Here is a 12030-nt window from a genome sequence, read left to right as displayed (position 1 = left end):
GACTGGGTCAGCGAGCCCACACGGCAAACGCTCGGCCACGGAGGTTAGGCAGCGACGGCTTGCGACGCAAACGAGGGCCTTCCGAAGCAGAACTTCGGCTTCGCCTCACTGGCTGCATTCCAGGCAGCCTCGCCGAACGTGTCGAGATCGACCTTGGAGAGCCCTTGCTCCGGCATGCACGCAGGCCGGCCGATTTGGCCGGTGCACCGAGGACGTTTCAAGAGGCAGATCAGGTCGGCTTCGTGCATTCCCAGCCCATCCCAACTCTCGGCACTTCCACCCGATCAGTCCGGTTCCGATCGCTGCAGGGGTAAGGCCGCTCGGGCGCAGGAACAGGCGGCGATCCCGGACGCGCGGTCATCAAGTTGGGATGTACGGTCATGGTGCCTGGCAACGATATCCCCTTAGTTTCAATCGAAGTTTCCCCTTGTCCCACGCCCGTAGCGACTGCGGCATGCCCCAAAGCTCGCCATCGTCAGCTCCGCGATATCCGTTCGGCGATGATCCTGGCGACGTCCTTCTCGCGACCATTGCCTTCGCAACCCTCAGCTTTTGGGGCGCCAAATGTTCTTTGCGGCTAGGCTCGCTGTCATATTCATGGGCTGCGTCGGCGCATCATGGCCAATCGCGCAGGGGCAGGAACTCGACCTAAGGAGCCTGGACGAGATCCGCTCGATCGCTTCTGCGCAGTTCGAAAAGCACCGCCTGAATTCGCTTCTCTTGCAGGTGCGCATCGACGGCAAGGACGTGACGAGCCTCGCGCTTGGCGAAGCGATGACCGGCGTGCCGGCGAAGATAGATGGGCGTTTCCGCAACGGGGCCGTGGCCCTCACATATATTGCAGCGCTTGCCTTGAGACTCGCGGAGGAAGGCATCGTCGATCTCGACATGCCCATCTCGCGCTGGCTCCCTGATCTGCCCGCCTCAGGCAAGGCGACCATCCGTATGCTGGCGAACATGACGGCCGGGTATCCCGATCATGTCGCCAATGACGAAAAATTCGTGAAGCCCTTCATCGCGGATCCCTTCAGGACGTGGACGCCGCAGGATCTCATCGCGGTAAGCCTGTCCCAGGCGAGGCGCTTCGCCCCCGGAGAAAACTGGGACTATTCCCATAGCGGGTACGTCATTCTCGGGCAGGTTCTCGAGGCGGCCACGGGCAAGCCGATGCATCGCCTGATGGACGAGTACATCCTGACACCACTCAAACTTGGCGGCACCTTCGGATTCGACAACGCGACGATCCCAGAACCCGCCATCCACGCCTTCACAGCAGAGCGCGGCGTGTGGGAGGACGCGACCTACTGGAATCCGTCATGGACGTTGCCTGCCGGTGCGATCCAGGTCACGACGATTGACGACATGGCCCGCAGCTTCGACACGATCGTCGGAAGCGCTGGCTTTCTCTCCGCGCAATCGCTGAAGCAGATGATAGAGCCACGCTTGATCGGCTTCGGTGTGCCGCTCGAAGGCTGCCCAACCTGCCATAGCCTGACAAAGCGCTTCAACTATGGGCTCGGCGCCATGCTGCGCGGCGACTGGGTATTTCAAACCCCTCTTTTCGGTGGCTACGCCTCTGCCGTCGGAACCTTACCGCAGGAGCGCTCGAAAATCGGGCGTATAACCATTGCCGTGGCGGTCACCTTCACCCGCGCCTCTGTCGAGGATTGGAGTGGACGCGCTCCCAATCTTGCCGATGCGACGGTCGCTCTCATCGCCGCCAAACTGGCTCCCGAACACCCTGTTCCATTTCTCTAGGTTCCGACTGCGCTGAACGCGTGGGCTGAAGCCACAAGGGGAGTGGATTTCCTGAAGGCCGCATCGCCGTTGCCGGCGGGATGGCCGTCATCCTCCAAGCCATAATTGGCCCGCCCCGACCAATCAGCCCGCTCCGAGCGTTGTAGACGGCAAGTTCGAGCGGGAGCGAGGGCGGTCGGCGGCCTTGGACGGACGGTCATCAAGTTGAGATGCACGGTCATGGTGCTCGCCCGCGCTTTCAACTTAGCTTCAATCATAGATCCACCGTTTCCAAGGACCGCGGCGGCCGGGCTCCTGACGGGCAGCGCACAGGCGTCGCCTTCTTGGAGCTTGGTCGCCAGTTTCGGCCTGTCGTCCAGAGCAACCGTTGGGGAGCGCGGTGAAGCAATTCAGACTGGATGGTAGCGCGACACGGCCGGCGGACATGGATAGCCAGCCACCGATTGTCCCCGCCTCGCGTCACCTCGCCCTGAAGCTGAGGCTGACGTCACTGGCGCTTGGCTGCTCGACCCACAAGGAACTCTGCGCGCGCTTTGCGGCCAGCAATCGGACGACGCTGTTCGTGCCCCAGAACGCCTATAAATGGCTCAGCGGCAAGGCCGTGCCCCGCGCATCCAGCGTTTATGAGGATTGGGCGCGGGTGCTCGGCGGCATGCTGACCGCTCCGTTCCTCGCCTCGTCTTCCTTCGATGAGTTTCAGGACGCGATCAGCACCCACTTCGCCGTGCCGGAAACCGCGCTCTCGGCGCTGCGGAGCGAGGCAGGCCTACGGTCGGGCTCGCCCCCCGCCCCGACCGTAGTCGAATCGTCGGTAGCCGGGCGAAGTGGGCTGCGCCCCGGCGAGCATTGGCTGGAGGGCCTCTATCTCGCGATCTCACCGGCCTGGTCTCGCATCGAGGCGGGCCGGCTGATCATCGGGACAGTGGCAATCCACGCCGATGCCATGCAGCGCCTGCAGATCAGCTACAGCGAAAACCTGTTCAACCGTCAGGTCCGCATGAGCGGGCAATTGCTGAGCGATGGCCGTACCGCACAGAGTGCCCTCGCCTGCTCCTACACGCAGCGGCTGTTCCTTCTGGCGCTGAACCTGCCCACCCTGCCGGCCAATCTCATCGGCGGCATTCTCAGCGGCGCGGCAGTGCATGATCCCGACGCTCGTGCCGCCGCCTGCCGCATCCTGCTTCTGAGGGCGCATGGCGACCAGGCCCAGGATCTGATCGCACGCACGGGCTATCTCGATGCGGACGGGGCACTGGTCGAGAGTGAATTGGCCGCGCTCGGCTATCGCCTCGATGCGGCAACGGTCGCACTAGGTTCCGGCATCGTTGATTTCCTGAATGCGCCTTCGTCCTCCGGCCTTTGTGAAGCGAAACTTAAAGATTTGGCACCACTTGAGCGGATCATCGATCGAATACCATCTTCTGAATTCTTACAAGAATCAGCATCATGGCATTAGATTCAAACCACCAAATCCCTGCTTCCCAGCCTCCATGGCATTTATGCCAAATATTGGCACCAAATGCCGTGTCAATGCACTTTGCCCGAAAGTGGATAACCATGAAACACTGCGGTAGTCTTGTCGCTGCGGCGCTCTTCACGCTCGCTGCCGTTCATCCTTCCAAGGCGGAAATCACAGGCGAAAGGCTTCAGGCGCTCCTGCCCGGCCTCGAGAAACAGGCTGCTGCCGGGATGAAGGAGTTCTCGGTTCCTGGCATGGCCATCGGCATCGTCTTCGACGACCGGCTCATCTACAGCAAGGGCTTCGGCGTCAAGACGATCGACAAGGCCGACCGCGTCACGCCCGACACCATTTTCCAGATCGGCTCGACGACCAAGGCGTTCCTCGCGACGTCGCTCGCCCAGGCGGTGGATGCCGGCCGGCTGAAATGGGCCGATCCCGTCATCGATCATATACCCACCTTCCAGTTGGCCGATCCATGGATCTCGCGCGATTTCCGCATCCTCGACCTCGCCGCGCAGCGCTCCGGCCTCACCCCTTACGTCAATGACGACCTGACCCTTCTCGGCTTTGACAAGCAGACGCTGATCCAGTCCCTGCGCGTCGCGCCGCAGACGGGCATCTTCCGCTCGCAGTTCGGCTATCTCAACATCCCGCACATGGTCGCCGGCGAGGTGCTGGCGAAGGTGAACGGCTCGCCAAGCTGGTACGAGTCGGTGAAGCGGACGCTGCTTGATCCCCTTGGCATGTCATCGACGACGGCTACCCTGGAAGCCATCACGCAAACCGCCGACCATGCCACCGGCCACAGATTTGCCGAGCGCCCGGTCGCAATCCCGTTCCACGCTGCCTTCCCCTACGCGTACGGCCCCGCTGGCGCCTTCAACTCCAATGTCAAGGATATGGCCCAATGGCTGCGCCTGCAGCTCGGGCGCGGGCATTTCGGAGAGAAGGCCCTGGTCTCCGAGGAGAACCTCGATGTCACCTGGACACCGCGCGTCGCGATGAGCGAGCGCGTCAGCTATGCCGTCGGCTGGGTCGTCAATGCCACGCCAAACGGGCGCGTGATCTGGCATAATGGCGGAACCCCGGGCTTCGGCGCCCATGCCGGCTTCCTGCCAGATGGCAGGACCGGCATCGTGATCCTGACCAATCTCGGCAATGCGGCCATGGCGGATGCGCTCGCGCAATGGTTTTACGACCGGGTTCTCGGCAATCCCGAGGTCGACAACATCGCGCTTGCCGCCGCCGCCATGCGGACAAACCGCGAGCTGCAGCGCAAACAGGCGGCCGCCTTCATCCCAGGGCCGCTTGCTCCCTCTGCCGGCGCACTTGTCGGGAGCTATGTCTCTCCGGTTCTCGGCACGGCAACGGTCGCCGCCGTCGACGGAAAACTGCAGATGACTCTCGAAAAGACCGACGCGGTCGCTTTGCTCGTGTCCAGCAAGGATGATCCGAACCTGTTTTCGGCGCACCTCATGGCGACGGCTGGCTATGAGCCGATCGTGGCCATCGCCGGCAATATTCCCTTCACCCAGATCCGGTTCGAGCGCGACAGTTCCGGCAGCATCGCCGAACTCCGATGGCTGTCTCCGGAACTGCCGCACGTCTTCACACGCCAGCCTGGCCAATAGGCCTGAACCCTTCCGCGCCATTCCAAGGACGAGCCCATGAGCACCCTCTCCCACAAGCTGGCCCGGACTTCGTTGGTCCTGGCCCTGAGCATGGCTGCCGCTGCGGCTTACGCGGCCCCGGTCACTGCTCCCTCTCAGGCCATGAGCGAGCAGCGGCATATCGTGCCAGCCGGCGACATGTTTCGCGGGATCATCGATTTCCTGGGCGATCAGGACAATTACGTTCACGACGATCACTACGACTGGCAGCGTTACCGGGACACGACGTCCCGGAAGGAGCGCATCCGCGATTACTATCAAATGCAGCAGGAAGCGCAGAAGGACTACTGGCGTCACCAGAAGGAGGCGCAAAAGCAGATGATCAAGCAGCAGCGTGGCTGGTAAGACCTGACGACCGCTCCATCATCCGGGGAGCGGCATTAAGCTTACGCCGCCTCGCGTTGGACCGATCCAGCGCGAGGCGGCGACTATGCCCAACCAGGGCCGTGGTTCCAGGGCAGGCCGGACGCCTGAGCCCATCGACAGCCGAACCCGACGCGCCGGAAGCCTTGGTCTTGAAGTGCGAAGACATTCGGCTTCGTGCCGCGTGCCCCCCAGAACCCGACGTCCGGGTTTGCGGAGAGCAAGGTCAGCGATGCCATTCCGCGGCGAGAGACCCCGCTGGCGCACGCCGCAGCCGATCCGCTTCGCTCAATCTTGCCGCTGAGCACCGCCCGCAATGGTAACGGCCCCTGTCGTCACCGTGCGTAGCTTCCAGCCCTCGGATCGGGACCCCGCGAGGTTGAGACGCCCGGCCATGAAATGCAGCCGCTTGGTATCCTCGCTCTTCGAGGTGCAGAAACGGTCCTGAAGGTAGAACGGCGGCATCGCCTGGTAGAAGAGCGTCGCCTCGATGGCAGCTGGCTTACCGTCGATCTCCGGCAGGGCGATGCGATAGAGCGTCGCGTCGCCGCCACCCTCCCGATAGTCGGGATCGTCACCGACCTGCACAGGTCCGGCCTCGTCAGCCAGTTCCGGGCCGGCGCCGAGGGAGGCCGCGAGCTTCACCCGGTCATCGCGCCCGAGATAACCCCTCGGCAGCAGGCGATTGTCCTTCACATTCGAGCAGATCGACAGAAAGCTCGTGGTCAACTGCCCCGCGGGCTGGGAGCCGATGCCACACTGGGCCGGCCCGGACAGCGGGGGGCTCGAAACCAGCTCCTGATAGATTTGGACCTGATCTTGCCGGGTGATCACCTCCCGATGCGGCTGATGCGCGAGCGGATCGAGTCTGGCCGAGCAATCGGCATTCCACCAGACTTCGCCGGCGACGGGCGCGCCCATCCCGTCGGTGATGACGCCGAGTGCGTCAGTGCGCCCCGAAGCCCAGATCGCCTTGCCGCCGGCGTCGAGCACCTTGAACGCGATGAAGGCGCGCCGGAAGCCGACGCCGCTCGGGAATTTGTGCCCAGTTTTGTTGGTGACACGTACCGACGCCTCCAGCGCCGATTCAGTCATCCTGACGCTTTCGACGGCGATCGCGGCGGTGCGTTCCGCAGCCTGGTGGTCGATCGCCTTCTCGGTGAAGAGCAGTGGATCGACGCCTTTCTTCGTCAGCATCGGATCCTGCGTCCGGATTCCCATCAGCTCCGGGAACTGCTGCGCCATCTTGATCAGGAACGAGTTCAAACCGACCAGCACATGGCTGGCGAAGCCGGAGCGCACGGGCAGGTCGATCTCCTCGGGCGGCAAGGTGTGCTCCGCCTGGGGGAAATTTGAATACTCCTGGATGCTGGCAATCTTGCTGCGATACGGGTGTCCGTCCGCATCGCGGCTGGGCATGTGACAGCCCTGGCAGGTTTCGGGGCTTTTGCCGGCGCCGAATGGCAGCGCCCCGTCGGGCGAGTGGCCGGTGCGGAAGTCGCTGAACGCCCATTCCGCATAGGTCGTCTGCTCGTAGGTGTGTCCGATGACCTTGCCCTTGTCGAGCACAGGCAGGTGAACGGTGTGGCAGCTGCCACAAACCTCTGAGCTCTTGATGGCGGGGTTTTGCACCGGCGTCATGCCGAGTGCATTCTCCATCGGCTTCGCCTTGGGGCCCTCGAATGGCCCCTTCATCTCGGTCATCGCGCCCATCAGGAAGCTGCCGGTGAAGGTCCTGGCGAAGCCGGTATTCTCGGGATTGAGCCGTTCCTGGCGCTCCTCGACGCAACTGTTCTGCGGCTGCGCCTTGACCCGGCTCCGTTCGGCCTCGCTCAGCGCCATGGCGTGACAGGTTGTGCAGGAGACGCCGTCGCGGGCGAGCGCACCGTGCCGGGCCTCCAGGCCGGAGTGACCGGCGGGCCAGGGCGTGGCGGCGACGGCGGCACGCGAGAACGAGGAGCAGCCCTTGCCCGTTGCTTTCTCGTCGATCTTCAACTGCCGCTGCCCCATCACGCCATGGCAGCCGAGGCAGGTATCCTGCACGAGCTCGGCGGCTTCGGGATGGAAGGTCTCCGTCTCGCTTGCGAGCTGGGCGAAGAAGACCGGGTCGCGTCCGGCCAGGCCCATGGGCGACGAACTCCAGGTGCCATAGGGCGAAAGATTGAGGAAGCGGCCGTCCGGCCCCGGCAGCGTCATGTCGAAATGCAACCCGGTTGACCCGGCATCGTGGCAGCCGAGGCACTGGTCCGAGGTCAGGAACTGCTGCTGGGCCTCGCGCCGGTTCGCACTGGCCCACACCACGTCATAGGTCTGGGATGGCATCCGCATCACCTTGTCTGCGGTCGGATGCGGAAACGGGATGCCGTAGAAAGTGGTGAACTCGGGCGCAGGGCTTTCGCGGGCCGGAGCGCCGAGCAGCGTGATGTCGTCGGATTCCTGCACGATGCGCAGGTGGTTGAGCATCGCGGACAGGTCGTCATGAGCTTGGGCGGAGCGGTCGGTGAAAGCATTCTGGCTCAGGAAGACCAGCGGGCGCCCGGGCTCGCCCTTGATGTTCTTCAGGTCAGCGAAGGTCGCGTTGGCCTTGGCACTGGCGTGGCAGTTCACGCAGTACTGACCGAAACCCATGTTCGGGTAGCCGTTTCCGGGCCCCGCCGGCCAATCGGGCTTCCAGTCGCTCCAGCCGAACCAGCCCCAGAACCAGCCGTCATGCGAGGCCTTCGCGTCGCGCACCATCACGGCCGCACCGCTCGTCGGCAGCAGCCGCAGCGGATCGACATCGCGGCACAATGCGGCAGGCGCCGGGAACATCTCCTTGATCATCATCGCCCCGTCAGGCACGGGGGGCTCCGTTGTCCCCTCATGGGCCTGCGTCCGGTTGGCCTTCAGCCAGCCGAACATTTCCGGCGAGTACCAGATGACCACCGGTGCATGGGTGCCATGGTAATTGCCGCTGGTCTTGTCGTTGCGCAGGGTTGCGGTGAACGGCCCGGTATCGCGAACCATTTTGTCGACGCGCCACCCCGCGGCGAGGTTGCGGTGGCAGAAGGCGCCGAGATAGCGGCCGAGCTTTTCCTGGTAGACATCGAGAGGAAAGGCACCGGGCCTGCGCATATCCCGGTCGAGCGCAGCGCAAAGGGCAGCGTCGGCCGGCACAAGCGGCATCGGGCGTTCAGCGGGACACTGGGACGCGAATGCAAGTCCTGGCACCAGGGCCAGCAAGACAAATAGCGCGATCGTGCGGAGCATGAATCAACCCGGGCGACATTCCGTTTGAGGCTGCGCACAAGATGAGCAGAGCGCAAGCGCATCCCTCCTACTCACCGCGCAGCCTCATTCTGATCGGAGGAGCAGCGGCTCCTGTCCCCGATTTCTCTCGCCACGACCTCGGGCGTCACGCCGTGACCTGCTGCTGCTTCGCGACCTTGACCAGATGGCCAGCCAATCTGTCGGCCAGCGCCATGATCGTCAGCGTCAAGTGTTTGTCGGGGAGCTCAGGAATGACCCCGCCATCGCAGATATAGAGGTTGTCGATGTCATGGCTCTTCAGGTCGGCATCGACAACGCCGCGTCGCGGATCCTGCGCAATGGCCGTGGTGCCGGCATAATGGATGCCGGTGCCGCTGTTGTCGCGGCTGGCGTAGATCATCGTGGCGGAGGCCCGCCGCAGCACGCGCCTGCCCCAGACTGTCATCGCGTCCATCATCTGATGGCTCGCTGCAGGAATGGTGAAATCGACCTCGACCTGCCGGACACCATAGGCATCGACGCTCCGGCCCGGACGCACCCGGTTTCCGGGCGTCGCCTCGCCCTGGCAGAACAGGCCGAGCGTGACGTAGCTGTGGAACATCATCCGCGCGAGCCGTTCCTTCAGGAAGGGCGGAAAGCCGCGCATCGCGGTCAGATAATGCGGCACGTCAGGCGCGCTGTGGATGGCATGGCCGATGAAGGGGAAAGGCGCGCCATTCGCAAGCTTGCCCTGCGACAGCAGGATCAGCAGATCGCCATAGCCGAGGTCGTAATCGCGGCGCTTGCCCCAGAGCTTCAGCAGGGAGGTGGAAAGCACGACCTTGGGATTGTCCTGCAGCCCTGCCCCGACGCGCCCATGCCGGTTGCCGAGGCCGGCGGGATCGGCGTCATCGGCCGAATTGAACAGGATGCGCGGCGTCTCGAGCGCTCCCGCGGCCAGCACGACGACGCCGGCACGCAGAAGCCGCCGCTCGCCGGTCGCCAGGTCGAGATACTCGACCCCATCGATCCGCCGGCTGCTGCCATCGCGGAGCAGGCGAACCACCTTTGCCTGGGTCCGCAGCTCGTAGTTCGGCAGGTCAATGATCTGCGGCAGCAGCCGCGTCGAGAATTTATAGACCGCGCCGACCGGGCAGCCCGAGGTACACATCCCCGTCGAGATGCAGGATGTCGGGGTTCCAGCCCGGGTGTTGATCGCCTTGCGGTTCGGAATGGCATGGGAATGCGCGTCGTTCAGCGACTTGACCGCGTTGACGACCAGCCGGTCGGCCGGGCGCAACGGCTTCGGTGGCAGATAGTCGCCGTCCGGCAGATCCGGCAGGCCCTCCTTCGTGCCGCAAACGGCGATCAGGCGCTCGACGGCGCCGTAATGCGGGGCCAGATCGGCATAGGAGAACGGCCAGGATTTGAAGTCATCCGCCGAAAACCGGACGCTGACGCCGTTCCAGAGATTCTGCAGCCCGTTGACGGCCAGGACCTGGAAATGCCGGAACCCCTCCTTCGGCCGTGCCGTCGAGCCAACAGTACCATCGGCAAAAAGCGGGTGGACGAAGAGGCTGTCATGCGGATCGCTGGGCCAGGTCGTGCTTGGATCGATGCCGAAATCCCTGGTCACGCCGGGCGGCAGTGTCGTCCTGAAATGGTCCTCCGGCAGCATCGCGCCATGCTCGAGCGAGATGGTGCGCAAGCCGGATTTGGCGAGCTTATGGGCGAGAATGCCGCCGCCGGCCCCGGTGCCGACGACCACGACATCGCAGAATTCAGCCTCGGTCACGCAGGCCTCCCACGGGCCATTCCCCGACTGAGCGCAAGAAATCCGGCGAGGCGAAGCGGATGTACTCGAGGAAGCCGAAGAGCGCGGTCCGGTCGGGGCCGAGATCGGCGCGGCGCAAGCGCCCCGTCTGCGCGAAATCGGCGCGCTGCTCGACCGCTACGAGCGCCGCCCCGATCTGCCGGTTGGCTCGTGCAATCCGCGTGATGTCGGTCAGAAGCGGAAGCAGGACCGCGCGATAGGGACTGAGCCCGATCAGTGCGGCCATCAACCGCTCCGCATCTTGGGAGGCAGCCTCTCCGGCTGCATCGACGTGCTCCTGCGGCTGCCTGTCGAGAACCGGCGGCATGAGGCTCATGCCGTCACGATCCGAACCGGGGCCGGATCGAGCGTCCGGAACGGCCGCCCCGATTCCAGATGTCGCTCGATCTCTTCAAGCGAGACACCATTGGTCTCCGGGACCAGCAGATAGGTGAAGACCAGCCCGGCCGCGCAAACCAGCGCATAGACCGCGAAAACCCCGCCAAGACCGAAGCTGCTGACGAGCATGGGGAAGGAGAACACGACCAGGAAGTTGAAGGCCCAGTTGGCGAGCGAAGCCACACTCATGCCGAGACTTCGGACCTTGAGCGGGAAGATCTCGGACATCATCACCCAGGGCAAGGGACCGATGCTGGCTGCGAAGGCCGCGACATAGAGCACGAGGCCGATCGTCGCGAGGATATCCAGCGCCTCCGCGTCGGTCGCCGCCGCGATGGCGATCATGCCGAGGCTGAGGGCCGTTCCGGCAAAGCCGATGAAAAGCAGCCGACGCCGTCCGATCCGGTCGATCAGATACATTCCGACGAAGGTCATCGCGACATTGACGATGCCGATCCCGACCGTCGCCAAGATCTGGGTCGAGGTCGAGTTGAAACCCGATTCCTTGAAGACCGTCGGCGCATAATAGATCACGGCATTGATGCCGCTGAGCTGCTGCAGGAAGAACAACCCCATGCCGACCACCAGCGCCGGGCGAACCGACGGGCTGAGCAAGTCCGCCCAGGTGCCGGGCCTCGTCCGCTGCTGCACCGCCTGCCGGATGCTCGCCAGTTCGGCATCGACCGCGGGATCCTGAGGCGCAAGGTCGCGAATCCGCGCGATCGCCAGACGCGCCTCTTCGGTGCGGCCCTTGAGGGCGAGCCAGCGCGGCGTGTCGCCCATGCGATACATGCCGATCAGCAGGGCGAGCGCAGGCAGGACCCCCATCAGGAACATCAGCCGCCAGGACTCCGCGAATGCGAAGTCGACGACATAGGCACCGAGAATGCCGAGCGTGATCGCCAGCTGATAGATCGAGACGAGCATGCCACGCTTCTCGGCAGGCGCGCTCTCGGAAATGTAGAGCGGCGCCACCATCGCGGCGATACCGACGGCCAGACCGAGCAGCAGACGCGACGCCGTCAGCATCCAGACCGCGCCAGCCGCGGCTGAGAACAGCGCCCCCGCAGCAAACAGCACCGCGGCGACCAGTAGCAGGGCACGGCGGCCATAGGTTTCGGTGGTGCGCCCGGCCAGCAGCGCCCCGCCCAGCGCGCCGAGCGGGACGGCAGCGGTCATCAGCCCCTCGTCGAACGGGCTGATCGCGAATTCGCCGCGCAGAAGATGCAGCGCGCCGGCGATGACACCCTCGTCGAAGCCGAACAGGAATCCGGCAATGCCTGCGATGGCGGCTATGAAATAGATCATCATCTCGGCCTTGGTTGATCTGGAATGGC

At 64.2% G+C, this 12030-nt stretch carries 8 protein-coding genes; 4 read left to right on the top strand and 4 right to left on the bottom strand.

Annotated features, from left to right (window positions below):
* The first annotated feature begins 564 nt into the window (after positions 1-564).
* The 4 genes from AB4118_RS01665 (at position 565) to AB4118_RS01650 (ending at position 5235) form a co-directional block, all read left to right on the top strand.
* The gene (locus AB4118_RS01665) at positions 565-1758 is read left to right on the top strand and encodes a serine hydrolase domain-containing protein (protein WP_441488084.1); all 1194 of its coding nucleotides are present in this window, start codon (positions 565-567) and stop codon (positions 1756-1758) included.
* Between the two features lie 562 nt (positions 1759-2320).
* The gene (locus tag AB4118_RS01660) at positions 2321-3214 is read left to right on the top strand and encodes a hypothetical protein (RefSeq protein WP_441488083.1); all 894 of its coding nucleotides are present in this window, start codon (positions 2321-2323) and stop codon (positions 3212-3214) included.
* A gap of 101 nt (positions 3215-3315) precedes the next feature.
* On the top strand, positions 3316-4851 hold the full coding sequence (locus AB4118_RS01655) for a serine hydrolase (RefSeq protein WP_441488082.1): 1536 nt from the start codon (positions 3316-3318) through the stop codon (positions 4849-4851).
* 36 nt (positions 4852-4887) lie between these two features.
* Entirely contained in the window at positions 4888-5235 is a 348-nt protein-coding gene (locus AB4118_RS01650) for a hypothetical protein (protein ID WP_441488081.1), read from the top strand.
* A 306-nt stretch (positions 5236-5541) separates the two neighbouring features.
* Here AB4118_RS01650 and AB4118_RS01645 read toward each other — a convergent pair whose 3' ends face one another.
* From AB4118_RS01645 to AB4118_RS01630, 4 genes are all read right to left on the bottom strand, one after another.
* Positions 5542-8418 (bottom strand): hypothetical protein, encoded by a 2877-nt coding sequence (locus AB4118_RS01645; protein ID WP_441488080.1) that lies wholly within the window; start codon positions 8416-8418, stop codon positions 5542-5544.
* Between the two features lie 229 nt (positions 8419-8647).
* Positions 8648-10276: a GMC oxidoreductase gene (locus AB4118_RS01640; protein ID WP_441488079.1), complete on the bottom strand. Its 1629-nt coding sequence runs from the start codon at positions 10274-10276 to the stop codon at positions 8648-8650.
* A complete protein-coding gene (locus tag AB4118_RS01635) occupies positions 10263-10631 on the bottom strand; it encodes a hypothetical protein (protein WP_441488078.1) in 369 nt (122 codons plus the stop codon). Before AB4118_RS01635 ends, AB4118_RS01640 begins: the two co-directional genes overlap by 14 nt.
* On the bottom strand, positions 10628-12004 hold the full coding sequence (locus AB4118_RS01630) for a sugar porter family MFS transporter (protein WP_441488077.1): 1377 nt from the start codon (positions 12002-12004) through the stop codon (positions 10628-10630). The genes AB4118_RS01635 and AB4118_RS01630 overlap by 4 nt, the downstream gene beginning before the upstream one ends.
* Positions 12005-12030 lie beyond the last annotated feature (26 nt).

Origin of the sequence: Allobosea sp. 2RAB26 (assembly GCF_052115465.1) — a bacterium.
GTDB lineage: Bacteria > Pseudomonadota > Alphaproteobacteria > Rhizobiales > Beijerinckiaceae > Allobosea.
Note: the sequence above shows the minus strand (reverse complement) of the source record. Positions and strands in the feature narration are given on the sequence as shown.

Bases quoted from the DNA above. Each gene is read 5' to 3' on its own strand.
- AB4118_RS01630 (WP_441488077.1), bottom strand. From the start codon at position 12,004: ATGATGATCTATTTCATAGCCGCCATCGCAGGCATTGCCGGATTCCTG.
- AB4118_RS01665 (WP_441488084.1), top strand. From the start codon at position 565: ATGTTCTTTGCGGCTAGGCTCGCTGTCATATTCATGGGCTGCGTCGGC.
- AB4118_RS01645 (WP_441488080.1), bottom strand. From the start codon at position 8,418: ATGCCGCTTGTGCCGGCCGACGCTGCCCTTTGCGCTGCGCTCGACCGG.
- AB4118_RS01650 (WP_441488081.1), top strand. From the start codon at position 4,888: ATGAGCACCCTCTCCCACAAGCTGGCCCGGACTTCGTTGGTCCTGGCC.
- AB4118_RS01655 (WP_441488082.1), top strand. From the start codon at position 3,316: ATGAAACACTGCGGTAGTCTTGTCGCTGCGGCGCTCTTCACGCTCGCT.
- AB4118_RS01635 (WP_441488078.1), bottom strand. From the start codon at position 10,631: ATGAGCCTCATGCCGCCGGTTCTCGACAGGCAGCCGCAGGAGCACGTC.